This is a genomic window from Formosa sejongensis (assembly GCF_033447105.1).
Lineage (GTDB): Bacteria > Bacteroidota > Bacteroidia > Flavobacteriales > Flavobacteriaceae > Formosa.
The window spans coordinates 31,301-46,724 of record NZ_JAWQUN010000005.1 but is presented as its reverse complement, the minus strand read 5'-3'; the positions used below and the strand labels follow the sequence as shown (position 1 = coordinate 46,724).

The following is a 15,424-nucleotide window of genomic DNA, read 5'->3' as shown; positions in this document are numbered from 1 at the left end:
ATATCTTTGTTAAACACATTCAAATCTACATTCAAAACATGGAAATCACCCTGATAGGAGACAAAAAGATTGAAGACATTCCTTCGTTAAAAACGAAAGCTCTTCGAATCAATTTAAATGAAAACATTTATGGTACGTTTGCTGAGATAGGTGCAGGACAAGAAACTGTTCGTCATTTCTTTAGGGCTGGTGGGGCTTCTGGAACAATTGCAAAAGCCATGTCTGCCTACGATAAAGCGTTTAGTGATGCCGTTTACGGGGTTGAAGAAGACGGTAGATATGTTACAGAAGCACGTTTATTGAAAATGCTTGATCATGAAATCAGATTGATTGAAGAACGTATTACTCGCGATAAACATCCTAATAAAATGTTCTTTTCTTTCGCAAATACGGTAACAACTATCGATTTTGCGAAACAATTTAAAGGTCACGGCTGGGTTGGACTGCGTTATCAAGTAGAACCTGACCAAGAATATAATGAGATTACACTACATCTTAGATTTAAAGAATCTGATGCTAGACTACAACAAGAAACACTTGGTGTTTTAGGTACAAACCTAATTTATGGAGCTTTTTACAAGTACAATGAGCCTAAAAAATTATTACGCTATTTATACGATCACCTAGATAAAGATCAGATAGAAATTGATACTATAAATTTCTCAGGACCTATTTTCGAAAATGTAGACAACCGATTAATGAGTTTACAATTGGTGAAAAATGGTATGACTGATGCCGTGATGTTCGATCCAGATGGAAACAACGTTTTACCTGCTCGTGTACTGTATAAGAAAAATATTTTAGCACTACGTGGTAGTTATAGACCTGTTACTAAAGTTAACATGGATTTATTTCACAAATCGTACGACATGTTTATTAAGGAAAATAAAGTTGATGAAAAAAATACAAAGGTTATTTTTGAAATCACATTATCTAACTTACGTGCAGAAGGTGAAATTGACGAGCAAGATTTTATGGATCGCGCCAAATTATTGTGTGCTTTAGGGCAGACAGTATTAATTTCTAACTTCCAAGAGTATTATAAGTTAGTTGAATATTTCTCTCAGTACTCTAAAAATCGCATGGGATTAGCCATGGGAGTAAACAATTTAGTCGATATTTTCGACGAAAAATACTACCGTCATTTAAGTGGAGGTATTCTTGAAGCTTTCGGGAAATTATTCTTTAAAGATCTACGGGTTTATCTATATCCTATGTTAGACGAAAACGGTAATTTAATGGATAGCGAAAACTTAAAAGTACATCCACGTATGAAAGAGTTATATAAATTCTTTAAATACAACGGAAAAGTGGTAGACATTACAGATTACGATCCGAGTATTCTTTCTGTATTCTCTAGAGAAGTCCTTAAAAAGATTGCACAAAACGAAGAAGGTTGGGAAGAAATGTTACCAGAAGGTATTGCAAAAATAATTAAACAAAAGCATTTGTTTAGTTGTGTGTCCGATGAAGGTTTAAATCCATAAATTCACCATATATTTCATAAAAAAAGCGACCATGTTATTTATAATGTGGTCGCTTTTTTATTTAAAATTTTAATTTTTTGAATATCACTACACTTAATTTTTTGAAATAAACTTAAGCGCTTCATCTAACTGTGAGACATCGAAATACTGTTCTTTTTTACCTTTTTTAAGCCTTTCAAAAAAGAAACTATCAATAGGCACTAAAGCTTTTAGTATTTTAGAATGACTTACAATCGCAATATTTCCCATGTTTTCAAATTTCCTGATAACATATATTATATCTTCGAAAAACACTTTTGTAGCTGTCTGTGATATTTTATATTCATCTATTTTTATCAACATGTTTACGGTTTTAAAACCTACATCTAATTTTTATTGAAAGAATTTCTGAACCAGTTTTTCATCAGTTTCTGTAAAACAGTCTATAACCTCAATAGCTAAAATATTCGTTTCAAACGTTTTAATTTGTTCTATCATGATTTTAAGTTTTTAAGATTAGTTAAACACAGTAACTAATTCCCATTCTGAAAAATATAAACTTCTGTCGCTCCTACCCCATATTTTTGGTAATTGGCATCGTAAAATTTCAAGTTTTCGTAACGATTAAACAGGTATTCTAATTCCATTTTAAGGACACCTTCACCTACGCCATGAATAAATACTACTTTCTGAATTCTGTTTTTAATAGCAAACTCCAACTTGTGCTTCGCAGTATCTAATTGTAAGGACAACATATCGTAATTACCCATGTTTCTTGTCGATTTTGTTAGATTATGAATATGTAAATCAACTTCCATAGTCGGCTCGAAACGTTCTTTAGGTTTAATTCTAACCGATTTTTTAGGTTTATATTCTTCCTTTTCAGAAATAGCTTGATGAGAAGGAGTGTCTAAAAATAGTTGAGAATCTAAGCGCGGATCTTTCTTTATTTTGATTAATTCATGAGCTTCAAAATTTAAAATAAAGCCATCATCAGTTTCTACTGAAATAGTTTGTCCTTCAACTTTTAAAACAATTCCAGACATATCTTCATCTAAAACCGAAACGGAATCACCTTTTTTAAAACTCATGTTATTCGTCTTCTTTTGTTAAATCGTTTTCTGCATCCTTTTTACTCGGTATGGTTTGAGATATTTTAAATATTCCAAACATCAAACTACAAATACCTAGAATTAAGAGATAAGTGTTTTCAGAGTCATCTACTTTGGCATACATTGCTACAAGAATTCCGAAGATAATTAAGATATAATATAAGGTTTGGGACGATTTCATGTTTTTGGGTTTCGCATTAAAACTCAAAATTACGATTTTTATAAAGTAGTTTCATTTTCTTCTCTATAAAATGCATTGTTATAATACTATATTTGTAATTCTAAACCCAAACTATTATGTCTTCTATCGAAGATTACATGTTACCTTGTTTAAACAAAAAGCTTTTTGGTTTTGATTGTTTAGGCTGCGGACTTCAACGTTCTATAGCTTTAATTTTTAACGGTGAATTTATTGCTGCTTTAAAAATGTATCCTGCTGTTTATACATTAATCCCTCTTGCTTTTTTTCTTGTTTTTAATCTATTCAAGTCCGTTAAACACCAAGAGGCTATTAAAAAGTGGCTTTTTATAATTAATATTACTATTATTGTAATTAGCTATTTTATTAAACTATCAACTACTAACTTTAATTAATATATGGAAAGAATTTATTTAAAAACAACAAGTATTTATATCCTGTCTGGTTTAGGCTTATTATGTTGTTGCTTAGGCGGAATTGGTGTTATATTTAGTGGAATTGCTTTTTATATGGCGTATAGTAAATTAAAAGAAGTAGAACTAAATCCTGAAAATTACGAAAATATTGAAGGGATGACTACAGCTAAAACAGTGTCTATGATTATTTTAATTATAAATGTAATATATTTAATATATTACATTTATAGACTATCTACTACAGATTGGAATGTTCTAATTGAACAATCTCAAGAGATTATAAACCAAAGTGGTTATTAATAATTTTAACTTATACTTTGAGATATTTTAATAAAAAAAGCGATTTCTTAATTTAAAGAATCGCTTTTTTAGTTTTTATATCCTTTTGAAAATTACTTTTCGAACTGTTTTAACGTTTTTATTATAATAGAAACGCAGTCTAACAATTGTTCTTTATTAATAACTAAAGGTGGTGCAAAACGAATAATATTTCCGTGGGTTGGTTTTGCTAACAATCCGTTATCGCGAAGTGCCATACAAATGTTCCAAGCGGTTTCACTATTTTCATCTTCGTTAATAACAATTGCATTTAACAACCCTTTACCTCTAACTAAGTTTGCAATAGAACTTGTCTCGATATATTTGTCTAATTCACTTCGGAATAACTGTCCAAGAGTTTCAGCATTTTCAGCTAGATTCTCATCTATTACCACATTTAATGCAGCAATTGCTACAGCAGCGGCAATAGGGTTTCCTCCAAAAGTACTTCCGTGGTTCCCTGGCTTAATAACATCCATAACAGCATTATCTGCTAAAACTGCACTAACAGGATAAGCACCACCACTTAATGCTTTACCAAGAATTAATAAATCTGGTTTTACATTTTCATGATTTACAGCTAACAACTGCCCTGTTCTGGCAATTCCTGTTTGTACTTCGTCTGCAATAAACAATACGTTATATTTCTCGCACAACGCTTTAGCTTTAGATAAGTATCCTTCGCTTGGCACATAAACTCCAGCTTCACCTTGGATAGGTTCTACTAAAAACCCAGCAACATTCGGATTGTTTTTTAAAGCAGATTCTAAAGCTTTTATATTATCGTATTCAATTTTTATAAATCCATTAGTAAATGGTCCAAAATTTTCACGCGCTATAGGATCGTTAGAAAAAGAAATTATAGTTGTTGTACGTCCGTGAAAGTTATTTTCGCACACAATAATTTCAGCTTCATTTTCTTCAACACCTTTAACTTCGTATGCCCATTTTCTACATAGTTTCAACGCTGTTTCTACAGCTTCTGCACCAGTATTCATGGGTAATAATTTATCGAAACCAAAATACTCGCAAGCAAATTTTTCGTATTTCCCTAGCATGTCGTTATAAAACGCACGAGATGTTAATGTTAATTGTTGTGCTTGTTCTATCATTGCTCCCACAATTTTCGGGTGACAATGACCTTGATTTACAGCAGAGTAAGCCGATAAAAAATCGTAATACTTTTTTCCTTCTACATCCCAAACAAAAACACCTTCTCCTTTAGTTAAAACTACAGGAAGCGGATGATAATTGTGCGCACCATATTGGTTTTCTAAGTCGATTGCTTGTTGTGAAGTTAATTGGTCTAAAACAGCCATTTTAATATATTTTAAATTGATAATTAGCTATTCCTACCTTGTCTCTAATTAAAAAAAGAAATTTTGAGATGGAGAGAAATCATCCATTAAATTTCTTGCAAATTACTAAATATAAAAAGCGGATTAAAATAATATGTCAAATTTTTGAATTCATTCTGCATTATATTCAATTAAAAATACAAATCGTTTCTAAAAAATATGTGAAGACGTACAAACAAAAGCTAAAAACATCTTATTTTTGCCGCATGTCTAGAAGAAATAGAAAAGAAGTTTTTACAAATATAGAAGTCCTTGATGCAGGAGCAAAAGGGAAAACCATCGCAAAATCTCCGGAGGGAGCTGTTATTTTTTTACCAAATGCAGTACCTGGCGATATAGTAGATATTCAAACTTATAAAAAGCGCAAAGCCTATTACGAAGGTAAAGCAACGGTTTTTCATAAATTGTCTGATAAACGTACCACACCTGAATGCGAACATTTTGGGGTTTGTGGTGGTTGTAAGTGGCAGGATATGGATTATAAATGGCAGTTGCATTACAAGCAAAAAGAAACTGAAAATAACTTACGCCGTTTAGGTCATATAGAATTACCTGAGGTTACTCCTATTTTAGGTTCGGCAGAACAGTATTTTTACAGAAATAAAATGGAATTCTCGTTTAGCGATAGCCGTTGGTTAACGTTAGAAGAAATTCAATCTGATGAAGATCTAGGAGATAAAAATGCTTTAGGTTTTCATATTCCAGGTATGTGGGATAAGATTTTAGACATTAGTAAATGTCATTTACAAGCAGATCCTTCTAATGCGATTAGAAACGCAGTGAAAGCGTTTGCTGTTGAAAATGATTTAGAATTTTTCAACACAAGAAATCAAACGGGATTATTACGTACATTAATGATTCGTACAGCATCTACAGGAGAATTAATGATACTGATTCAATTCTTTAAAGAAGATAAAGAAAAACGAGAATTATTATTGAATTATCTTGCTGAAACATTCCCTGAAATCACCGCTTTACTTTACGTGATAAATACCAAAGCTAATGATACCATTTACGATCAAGAAATTGTTTGTTTTAATGGTCGCGATCATATCTTTGAAGAAATGGAAGGCTTAAAGTTTAAGATTAATGCCAAATCTTTTTATCAAACAAATTCAGATCAAGCTTACGAATTATATAAGGTAACTCGTGAATTTGCTGGATTAACTGGAGAAGAATTGGTTTACGATTTATATACAGGTACAGGTACTATCGCACAATTTATAGCAAAAAATGCTAAAAAAGTAGTTGGTGTAGAAGCCGTTCCAGATGCTATTTTAGCTGCTAAAGAAAATGCGAAAGCCAATAACATACACAATGTAGATTTTTATGTGGGTGATATGAAAAATGTATTCAACACGCAATTTATAAATACTCATGGCCATCCAGATGTAATTATTACAGATCCACCAAGAGATGGTATGCATAAAGATGTGGTTGAAATGTTATTAAATGTGTCTCCAGATAAAATAGTGTATGTAAGTTGTAATAGCGCAACCCAAGCTAGAGATTTAGCCTTAATGGATGCTATTTACAAGGTAACTAAAGTGCAAGCTGTAGATATGTTTCCGCAAACACATCACGTAGAAAATGTTGTACTTTTAGAAAAAAGATAAATTATATATGAAATATTCATTTGTCATTTTACTCTTAGTCGCACTTAGTTTTTTAGGATGTGAAAAAGATGATATTTGCTCTGCCGACACTCCTACTACACCAAGTTTAATTATTCGGTTTTACGATGTTACCTATCCCAATACCGATGTTTTAAAAAGTGTAGCGAACTTAAGAATTCAAGGTGTTGGTAACGACGAAGTGCTGCCTGGTTACAATGTTGTAGCCACAGATTCTATAGCACTTCCTTTAAAAACTACCGAAACGATTACACAATATAGACTTTATGAAGAATATGTTGTAAACGATAATGATACTCCAGACGACGATACCGATGATTATATTACGGGTAACGAAGACATTATTACCATAACATACGACATGACGGAGGTTTATGTGTCTCGGGCTTGTGGTTACAAAACAATTTATGGAAATGTGAGTATAAATTTAGTGCCGGATAGTGATAACTGGATTAAGCTAATCCGATCAGTAGACGATAACCAATCTGTAGAGAATGACAATGAACAACAATTTAAAATATATCATTAAAACCCTTATTGTAGTTCTTTGTTTTAGTGGAAGTCTTCTTGCTCAAACAAAGACTCCTGAAATTAATGTTAAGGATTCTCTAGCAGTTATAGAGCAAGACTCAACTATAATTAAACAAAAATACGGATTGCGAGTTGGTCTAGAATTAAGTCAGCTTGTGCGCACAGCATTTGATGGAGAATATCAAGGTTTTGAGGTCGTTGGAGACTATAGGTTAACAAAATTTATATATCTAGCAGGAGAATTTGGAGCAGAAAAGACAACCTCTAGTAATACCTATTATAACGCAACAACCCAAGGAACATATTTTAAAGCGGGAGTAGATTATAATTTCTACAAAAACTGGCTAGAGATGGAAAATTTAATTTATGGTGGATTCCGAATCGGTGCAAGTGCATTTAGTCAAACGCTTAATAGTTATACTGTTTATACTACAAATCAATATTGGCAACCTCAATTTTCCTCTTCAGACGTTAAAACATATGATGGTTTAACAGCATTATGGGCAGAACTTGTTATAGGATTAAAAGTAGAAATTGTAAACAACTTATATTTGGGGGCTCATGTATCTGTTAAGGGATTAATATCTCAAGAAGAACCTAATAATTTTGAAAACCTTTATATCCCAGGATTTAACCAAACGTACGACAGCTTAGGTGTTGGTTTTGGTTTCGGATATTCTGTTTCATATTTAATTCCGTTTTACAAAAAAGATAAGTAATTATTATAATTTGCGGTTTATTTTATTTGATTACTAATGAGTTGTTTTTATTCTGTTAATTTAATAACTGCTATTTATTTTTATAACTAACTTTAATATATATTTACTTATTGAATTATAAAATTATAAAAACAGAATTATGAACAACTTAAAAAAATTAGTAATGATTTTTACTATTGGGCTTATGGCAATAACCGCCAATGCGCAAAGTGAAAAAGATAATGAAATTATAAAAGATGCAGAGGGCGCTAAAGAAACGCTTTTACAAGGGAATCCAAAATTAAAAGATTTCTTCGACAAATCTGCAGGATATGTTATTTTTCCTAATGTTGGAAAAGGTGGATTTATTGTAGGAGGTGCTTCTGGAAATGGAGTCCTTTATAAAAAAGGAGGTAACAAATTAGGAATGGCTAGTCTTAAAAAAGTAAACATCGGACTTCAAGCTGGTGGTGAAGCTATTATTGAAGTGATCTTCTTTGAAAGCACAACAGAATTAGAAAATTTCCAAAAAGGCAAGTTCCAGTTCGATGCTCAAGCTTCTGCTACAGCTCTAAAATCGGGTGAATCTTTTAATGCAAAATACGCGAATGGTGTTGCTGCATTTACACAAACAAAAGGTGGTTTAATGGCTGATGCTTCAGTTGGAGGACAAAAATTTAAATTTAAAGCGTTTAAATAAAATCGTCTTTAATTATAAATTATAAAAAAAAGCAAGTGGTTACACTTGCTTTTTTGCTTTCTTACTACCTTCATACATCACATATTTTACAAAACGTGCTTCTAATTTGGCATTAAAAAGTTTTATTTTTCTTGAAGGGCGTAATCCTACACATTTTAAAGCTTCTAAATTTGAAGTTATTAACCAAGCATCTGTTCCTGGGTAACTTTGCTTCAACGTATCCCCTATACTTCCATAAAATTCTTCCATTTCAATATCTAATCGTTCACCATAAGGCGGATTAAATAACATATGTAGTTTCTCGTCTCCTCCTTTTTGAGTCTTAAAAAAATCTTCATGCTTAACAGAAACAAATTCTTCTAAATGTGCATTTTTAACATTCTCGATGGCTTTGGTAACCGCAGATGGCGATTTATCGTAACCCATAATTCTATGATGAAAGTCTCGCGTTTTAGATAACAGAGAGGCTTCAATTTTTTCAAACAACTCAACATCCCAATCTTCCCAACGTTCAAAAGCAAATTCTTTACGCATTAAGTTAGGCGGTATATTACACGCAATCATAGCGGCTTCTACCAAAATAGTTCCAGAACCACACATCGGGTCCATAAAATCACTTTGTCCATCCCAACCCGAATGCATAATTAGCCCTGCAGCTAAAACTTCATTTATAGGTGCAATGTTAGTCGCAGTTTTATAACCACGTTTATGTAAAGAATCTCCAGAACTGTCTAAAGAAATCGTACACTTTTCTCTATCGATATGAATATTAACTTTTAAATCAGGGAATTTTAAATCTACATTTGGTCTAACACCAGTCGTATTTCTAAATTTATCTACAATTGCATCCTTTGTTTTCTGAGCGATATATAGGGAGTGCGTAAACACATCAGAGTTAACAGTGGCGTCGATAGCTAATGTTCCTGTAGATTTTAAATAATTCTCCCACGGCATTTTATATACATTGTCGTAAATATCTTGCTCGGTAACCACACGAAATGTACGTATTGGTTTTAATATTTTAATAGCCGTTCTTAAACCTAAATTAGCTTTGTACATAAAGCCCTTATCCCCAACAAAACTCACATTTCTTACACCAACTTCAACATCAAGTGCACCTAACTGAGTTAACTCTTTTGCTAATAATTCTTCAAAGCCAAATAAGGTCTTGGCAACCATTTTAAAATTATTCTCCATTATTTACTTTAAATAGGTTACAAAAATACAGTATTTTTGCACCCTACATAGTTTAGAAATGATAAAAGATAAAACAACCTGGTATGTATCGTGGTTTGATACGCCTTTTTACCACATATTATATAAAGATAGGGACGATCATGAAGCCCAAATGTTCATGGATAACCTCACTCAATATTTAAATATTGAAGAAGAAGGTAAGATTCTAGATTTAGCGTGCGGAAAAGGACGACACTCAGTGTATTTAAATTCTCTTGGTTACCATGTTACCGGAGCAGACCTCTCTGAAAACAGTATAAATTACGCAAAGCAATTTGAAAATGACACATTGAAGTTCGAGGTTCACGATATGTGTAAACCTTTTCCTGACACCTTTGATGCTGTTTTTAATTTGTTTACAAGTTTTGGTTATTTTGATAAAGACGAAGATAATTTAAACACCATTAAAGCCATTAAAAGTGATTTAAATGAATACGGAATTGGTGTTATCGATTTTATGAATTCTGATCATGTAATTGCAAACTTGGTTCCTGAAGACACTAAAGTTGTAGATGGCATCACATTTAATTTAAAACGTTATGTTAAAGATGGCCATATTATAAAAGACATCTCTTTTACTTTTGAAGGTGAAGATTATAACTATCAAGAACGTGTTAGAGCGTTTACTTTAAAAGATTTTGAAGCTCTTTTTGAAGCTGCAGATGTTAACTTATTAGAAGTTTTTGGAAATTATAAATTACACAAATTTGATGCTAAAACATCAGATAGATTAGTTATGCTTATTAAATAATGAATTCGTATTTACTTCCCATATTAGCCGTTATTATTGGTATTGCTATAGCCTTAATTGGTAAATCTAAACCGGCTTTAAACACTAAATTGTTATTATCTTTTAGTGGTGCTTTTTTATTGGCCTTAACCCTATTTGAGTTACTTCCAGAAGTGTATCATCATCTAGAATCTAAACAAACAGGCTTATTTATCATGTTCGGAATTCTGCTACAAATTGTACTAGAATTCTTCTCTAAAGGTGCAGAACATGGCCATGTGCATATACATAAACACGACACTACTTTTCCTTGGTTATTGTTTATTAGTTTGTGTATTCATAGCTTTTTAGAAGGGTTCCCGATCCATCATCACAATGATATGGTATATGGTGTTTTAATTCATAAAATTCCTATTGCGGCATTGATTACTACGTTTTTAATTCAATCGCATTATAGTAAATTACAAACTGTTGGTTTCCTTACTTTTTTCATGATTATGACACCGCTTGGGACATTTATCTCGAATCATTTAACCTTAGCCGAAGATTATATTCAATATATAAATGCGATTGTAATCGGAATATTTTTCCATATTTCTACAACTATTTTGTTTGAAAGTAGCGAAGACCATAAATTCAATTTAACAAAATTAATTTCAATATTCGCGGGTGTTGCCGCTGCTTACGTCATTTAAATTATGTTTAGTAAAGAAGAATCCCGACAATTAAGAGAATTATTTTGGACCAGTTTTGGAAAGTCTTTTCAGAGAAAATGGCTACTCTATGATACGAAAATTAAAGGCTTTAGTTTTAAATTTCATTTTGATACTAAATGTGCTTTTGTCACTTTAGATGTGGAAGAAGATTTAGAAAACCGCATTAAACATTGGGAGAAATTAGAATCGTTAAAGTCTATTTTAAAAGATGATTATTTACCTGAAGCTATTTTCGAAGAAGAATTTTTACTGGATAACGGAAAAGAAATATCTCGAATTTACGTGCCTTTAGAACAAAAAGTATCCATTCACAACAAAAATACCTGGTTGGAGGTTATGGAGTTTTTTAATGAAAACATGGCTAAATTCGAATCCTTTTTTGAAGATTACGAAGACATTTTAAAAGACGATTAGTATCGTTTAGATTACGTATAAAAAAATCATCAAAAAATGACTGATGGCTCCTGCAAGAACAAATAAGTGCCATATTACATGGTTGTACGGGATTTTATCAAAAAGATAAAAAATAATGCCAACGGTATAAAAAGATCCACCTGCAAAAAGTAAATACACACCACCATCTCCAATAACTTCAGCAAGATTGGTAAAATCGAAAATAATAAGCCAACCCATTATTAAATATAATAAGGTAGAAAATAGTTCGAATTTACCTGTAAAAAACAATTTAAGAATAAGTCCGCAAGCAGCTATTCCCCATACCGTCCAAAATAAATTCCAACCTAAACTGTGTTTTAAGGCAATTAATAATACCGGAGTATACGTTCCTGCTATTAAAAGATAAATACTAATGTGGTCTACAATTCTTAAATAATGTTTCTGATTTTCCTTAGTCACAGAATGGTATAATGCTGAGGCAGAAAACAACACAATTATAGATACACCATATACCACAACGCTAAAGGTTGTCCAATCTGTTTTTTGTTCGTTATAATATAACAATAATCCAAATCCTAATAGGCCTAATACAGCTCCTAAACCATGAGTTATGGCATTAAGTTTTTCTTCGAAAGGCGATTGCATTCTCATTTTTCAGGCTTTTCTAATCGTTTAGACCATTTGCTTTCGGCAGCATAAAAATCGAAATCTAAAACAGAATTCTGACGATCTAATTGTTGGTTCAAGAAACTACGTTGTAAGATGTCTTCAATAAAGTAATCCTCTTTAGACTCCATAGGATCAAATTTTTCTTTTAATGAAATATCGAATAAACTCGCCGTACTATTAAACCAAAATGCACGCCAACCGCTTCGTAAATCTTTAATTAAATCGAAAGTCGTAACGCCAGTTTGGCGATAAATAAGTTTAACTAATATCTGACCTTCAGTACGAGTCATTTTTTTCAATTCTGCAGTAAATTCTTCTTCCAAGTACTTTTGCACCTGTTTTGTATATCGTTTTTTAGCACGAGTTTTATCTAATTTATCTAATTGCAATTGTAATTCTTGTAATCTATCGGCTGCCATTTTTGCATACGGATACACTTTTAGCGTTTTTCGACGTAAAATTATATACTGAATGCGTTCCTTTCTATCTGTAAAATCGATTTTATTAAGAATCATAACTTCGTCTAAATCAATACTTTTTCTAACAGTACTATCGCCTTCAATAATAATAAAATTTTCCTGCAGACTGTCTTGCTCAATCTCTTCAATCTGAGCCCAAGAAAAACATGGAATTAAAAATAAAATGTAAAGTAGGATTTTCATATAAAAACAGAGGCCAAAAACTATTCCAAAATTAATAATTTACACCTGTTAAAACCTTAAAATCGTATTAATATTATTATTTTTATGCAAAACTATTATAAATGGCAAAGAAGAGTATATTAAATAAAAAATCGCTGGACTTTTTAGAAACATATTTAAATAATGCAGCGCCTACAGGATACGAATGGACAGGGCAAAAACTGTGGATGGATTATTTAAAACCTTATGTAGATGAGTTTATAACAGATACCTATGGTACTGCAGTTGGAGTTATTAATCCAGATGCACCTTACAAGGTTGTTATTGAAGGACATGCAGATGAAATTTCTTGGTATGTAAATTTTATTTCTGATGAAGGTTTTATTTATGTGGTTCGAAATGGTGGTAGCGACCATCAAATTGCACCTAGTAAATTAGTAAATATTCACACTAAAAAAGGCATTGTAAAAGGTGTTTTTGGTTGGCCAGCAATTCATACTAGAGATAAATCTAAGGAAGAAACTCCAAAGCCAGATAACATTACCATAGATGTTGGTGCAAAAACTAAAAAAGAAGTTGAAGACATGGGCGTACACGTTGGATGTGTAATTACATATCCAGATGAATTCCATATTTTAAACGGAGATAAATTTGTGTGTCGTGCTTTAGACAACAGAATGGGTGGATTTATGATTGCTGAAGTGGCGCGTTTACTTCATGAAAATAAAAAGACATTACCTTTCGGATTATACATTACAAACTCTGTGCAAGAAGAAATTGGACTTCGTGGTGCCGAAATGATTGCGCAAACCATAAAGCCTAATGTCGCTATAGTTACCGATGTTACTCACGATACGACAACACCGATGATTGACAGAAAGAAGGAAGGTCATTTAGAGTTAGGTCTTGGTCCTGTTATCGCTTATGCGCCTGCAGTGCAACAAAAATTAAGAGATTTAATCACCGAAACTGCAGAAAATAATAAGATTCCTTTTCAGCGTTCTGCCCTATCGAGAGCAACAGGAACAGACACAGATGCCTTTGCATATAGTAATGGTGGTGTTGCTTCTGCCCTAATCTCTTTACCGCTTCGTTATATGCATACCACTGTAGAAATGGTACATCGCGAGGATGTTGAACATGTAATTAAATTAATTTATGAAACGCTTTTAAAGATTGAAGAAGGCGAAACATTTAGTTATTTTAAATAAAATTATAATTCAGCCTCAGATAATTCTGAGGCTTTTTCTTTTAATTATGGACGAAATTATAGACATAGTAACCAAAGATTATAAACCCACTGGTAAAACAGCTTTAAAGTCTGAAATCCATACCAAAGGTTATTACCATAATACGGCTCACGTTTGGTTATACACGAATTCTGGTGACATTTTATTAGCGCAACGTAGTTATAAAAAAACGATTTGTCCTGGCATGTGGGACGTCTCTGTTGCTGGTCATGTAGATGCAGGAGAAACGATTGAAGACGCAGCTATTCGAGAAACTTTAGAAGAACTCAGTTTAACTTTAACCAATTCGGATTTAATTAAAATTGGGGTTTTTGAATGTTTTCAAAGTTACGAATCTGGAATTCAAGACAATGAATTTCATCATACTTATATTGCCAAATTAAGTCAGTCATTACATACATTAACACCACAAGATGAGGAAGTTGAAGCCTTGCAATTGGTGACCATTACACAATTTGAATCACTTTTAGCTAATAGTGAGACTAACGATTATTTTGTGCCTTCTAATAGGGCTTATTATAAACAGATTTTAAAAGCTATTCAAGAAGTCGTATAGCTTCTAGATCTTTAGGTTTATCGTAAGACATTGGATTAATCTTATTATTATTTGTACCATCAACCATTTCCGATAAACGTGTGTTTTTTAAGACTAGGAAATCTTCTAGGTTATCTTTAATCATTTGATTTTTAAGTCCAAACCAAACACAAATCACTGTAGTTAGAACAACGTCTAAAACAAAAAGTCGGCCTTTAGTATACACGACTACAGCTCCCATTAACATCCAAATAAGCCCCAAAATAGCTACTTCAGTTGTATATTCAGCAATACTTTCGGTAGTGATTATATTTACGATTTTGTTTAAATCGGTTTGAGATTGTTCTGCATTTAATTGCTTTTTAATATGTTCATTTTCGTAGTTTGAAAAGGTAGACGCATTAAAATACTTTTCGACTCTTGGCTCCCAGCGTTCTATTCGTGTCTCATCAGACTGCCAAAATTTTGACGCTTCTTCCAAAACCCTAACAAAACTTATTTCTTGATTAATGAATTGCTGACTTTGTTCGGAGATATACTGTCTATCAATTAAAATGGGATTAAATTGATTTTTATCGCGATCTTTAATTACTGTCGTATTTGTATTATTTAAAGTCGCTGCTTGGACTGAAAACATATTACAGCATAGTAAACAACAAATACATAGTAGGATATGTTTCATTTATGGGAGTTTTGATTTGGGATCAATAAAAACAATTTATGTTGCTATAATTACCAAGGCCACACGAACTATTTTACATAAACAAATTTAATTATCAAATAGACAAAAGGTGTCTATTTGATAATTATTATAACAAA

At 32.1% G+C, this 15,424-nt stretch carries 19 protein-coding genes and 1 pseudogene; 12 read left to right on the top strand and 8 right to left on the bottom strand.

The features are described 5' to 3' along the window. Window positions 1-38 precede the first annotated feature (38 nt). Window positions 39-1,487 carry a TonB-dependent receptor gene (locus R6X41_RS07250; RefSeq protein ID WP_318498833.1) on the top strand — a complete coding sequence of 483 codons (1,449 nt, stop codon included), beginning with the start codon at window positions 39-41 and terminating at the stop codon, window positions 1,485-1,487. 93 nt (window positions 1,488-1,580) lie between these two features. On the opposite strand, the pseudogene R6X41_RS07245 reads toward R6X41_RS07250, so the two are convergent. The 3 genes and pseudogenes from R6X41_RS07245 to R6X41_RS07235 form a co-directional block, all read right to left on the bottom strand. Next, window positions 1,581-1,832: pseudogene (locus R6X41_RS07245) on the bottom strand (SpoIIAA family protein); the annotation flags it as partial. 167 nt (window positions 1,833-1,999) lie between these two features. Further along, complete coding sequence (locus R6X41_RS07240) at window positions 2,000-2,557, bottom strand: Smr/MutS family protein (RefSeq protein WP_318498829.1); 558 nt, start codon at window positions 2,555-2,557, stop codon at window positions 2,000-2,002. Between the two features lies 1 nt (window position 2,558). Further along, the gene (locus R6X41_RS07235) at window positions 2,559-2,759 is read right to left on the bottom strand and encodes a hypothetical protein (protein ID WP_318498828.1); all 201 of its coding nucleotides are present in this window, start codon (window positions 2,757-2,759) and stop codon (window positions 2,559-2,561) included. A gap of 116 nt (window positions 2,760-2,875) precedes the next feature. On the opposite strand from R6X41_RS07235, the gene R6X41_RS07230 reads away from it, so the two are divergent. Beyond that, complete coding sequence (locus tag R6X41_RS07230) at window positions 2,876-3,172, top strand: DUF2752 domain-containing protein (RefSeq protein WP_318498826.1); 297 nt, start codon at window positions 2,876-2,878, stop codon at window positions 3,170-3,172. A 3-nt stretch (window positions 3,173-3,175) separates the two neighbouring features. Beyond that, a complete protein-coding gene (locus R6X41_RS07225) occupies window positions 3,176-3,493 on the top strand; it encodes a CCC motif membrane protein (protein ID WP_318498824.1) in 318 nt (105 codons plus the stop codon). A 92-nt stretch (window positions 3,494-3,585) separates the two neighbouring features. Here R6X41_RS07225 and rocD read toward each other — a convergent pair whose 3' ends face one another. Beyond that, window positions 3,586-4,830, bottom strand: a complete 1,245-nt coding sequence (rocD, locus tag R6X41_RS07220) for an ornithine--oxo-acid transaminase (RefSeq protein ID WP_318498822.1) — start codon at window positions 4,828-4,830, stop codon at window positions 3,586-3,588. 245 nt (window positions 4,831-5,075) lie between these two features. Between rocD and rlmD the strand changes: the two genes are divergently transcribed. From rlmD to R6X41_RS07200, 4 genes are all read left to right on the top strand, one after another. Next, a complete protein-coding gene (gene rlmD / locus R6X41_RS07215) occupies window positions 5,076-6,485 on the top strand; it encodes a 23S rRNA (uracil(1939)-C(5))-methyltransferase RlmD (protein ID WP_318498820.1) in 1,410 nt (469 codons plus the stop codon). Between the two features lie 7 nt (window positions 6,486-6,492). Further along, window positions 6,493-7,032 carry a DUF6452 family protein gene (locus R6X41_RS07210; RefSeq protein WP_318498818.1) on the top strand — a complete coding sequence of 180 codons (540 nt, stop codon included), beginning with the start codon at window positions 6,493-6,495 and terminating at the stop codon, window positions 7,030-7,032. Beyond that, window positions 7,004-7,753 carry a DUF6048 family protein gene (locus tag R6X41_RS07205; RefSeq protein ID WP_318498816.1) on the top strand — a complete coding sequence of 250 codons (750 nt, stop codon included), beginning with the start codon at window positions 7,004-7,006 and terminating at the stop codon, window positions 7,751-7,753. The genes R6X41_RS07210 and R6X41_RS07205 overlap by 29 nt, the downstream gene beginning before the upstream one ends. A 139-nt stretch (window positions 7,754-7,892) precedes the next feature. Continuing rightward, the gene (locus tag R6X41_RS07200) at window positions 7,893-8,432 is read left to right on the top strand and encodes a lipid-binding SYLF domain-containing protein (RefSeq protein WP_318498815.1); all 540 of its coding nucleotides are present in this window, start codon (window positions 7,893-7,895) and stop codon (window positions 8,430-8,432) included. Window positions 8,433-8,471: 39 nt separating this feature from the next. Here the strand turns inward: R6X41_RS07200 and R6X41_RS07195 are convergent, their stop codons facing one another. Beyond that, window positions 8,472-9,629: a THUMP domain-containing class I SAM-dependent RNA methyltransferase gene (locus tag R6X41_RS07195; protein WP_318498813.1), complete on the bottom strand. Its 1,158-nt coding sequence runs from the start codon at window positions 9,627-9,629 to the stop codon at window positions 8,472-8,474. 58 nt (window positions 9,630-9,687) lie between these two features. Between R6X41_RS07195 and R6X41_RS07190 the strand changes: the two genes are divergently transcribed. The 3 genes from R6X41_RS07190 to R6X41_RS07180 are packed head-to-tail and all read left to right on the top strand — an operon-like array spanning window position 9,688 to window position 11,528. Next, window positions 9,688-10,419 (top strand): class I SAM-dependent methyltransferase, encoded by a 732-nt coding sequence (locus R6X41_RS07190; RefSeq protein WP_318498811.1) that lies wholly within the window; start codon window positions 9,688-9,690, stop codon window positions 10,417-10,419. Beyond that, window positions 10,419-11,093: a ZIP family metal transporter gene (locus R6X41_RS07185; protein ID WP_318498810.1), complete on the top strand. Its 675-nt coding sequence runs from the start codon at window positions 10,419-10,421 to the stop codon at window positions 11,091-11,093. Before R6X41_RS07190 ends, R6X41_RS07185 begins: the two co-directional genes overlap by 1 nt. Window positions 11,094-11,096: 3 nt before the next feature. Then, on the top strand, window positions 11,097-11,528 hold the full coding sequence (locus R6X41_RS07180; RefSeq protein WP_318498809.1) for a DUF4268 domain-containing protein: 432 nt from the start codon (window positions 11,097-11,099) through the stop codon (window positions 11,526-11,528). Between the two features lie 6 nt (window positions 11,529-11,534). On the opposite strand, the gene trhA is transcribed toward R6X41_RS07180, so the two are convergent. Then, window positions 11,535-12,161 carry a PAQR family membrane homeostasis protein TrhA gene (gene trhA / locus R6X41_RS07175; RefSeq protein ID WP_318498808.1) on the bottom strand — a complete coding sequence of 209 codons (627 nt, stop codon included), beginning with the start codon at window positions 12,159-12,161 and terminating at the stop codon, window positions 11,535-11,537. Continuing rightward, on the bottom strand, window positions 12,158-12,841 hold the full coding sequence (locus tag R6X41_RS07170) for a DUF4294 domain-containing protein (RefSeq protein ID WP_318498807.1): 684 nt from the start codon (window positions 12,839-12,841) through the stop codon (window positions 12,158-12,160). Before R6X41_RS07170 ends, trhA begins: the two co-directional genes overlap by 4 nt. 101 nt (window positions 12,842-12,942) lie before the next feature. On the opposite strand from R6X41_RS07170, the gene R6X41_RS07165 reads away from it, so the two are divergent. Beyond that, the gene (locus R6X41_RS07165; protein WP_318498805.1) at window positions 12,943-14,031 is read left to right on the top strand and encodes a M42 family metallopeptidase; all 1,089 of its coding nucleotides are present in this window, start codon (window positions 12,943-12,945) and stop codon (window positions 14,029-14,031) included. Between the two features lie 46 nt (window positions 14,032-14,077). Beyond that, window positions 14,078-14,626, top strand: coding sequence for an NUDIX hydrolase (locus R6X41_RS07160; protein WP_318498804.1), 549 nt, complete (start codon window positions 14,078-14,080; stop codon window positions 14,624-14,626). Here R6X41_RS07160 and R6X41_RS07155 read toward each other — a convergent pair. Continuing rightward, a complete protein-coding gene (locus R6X41_RS07155) occupies window positions 14,607-15,287 on the bottom strand; it encodes a hypothetical protein (RefSeq protein WP_318498803.1) in 681 nt (226 codons plus the stop codon). The genes R6X41_RS07160 and R6X41_RS07155 overlap by 20 nt on opposite strands. Between the last annotated feature and the right edge of the window lie 137 nt (window positions 15,288-15,424).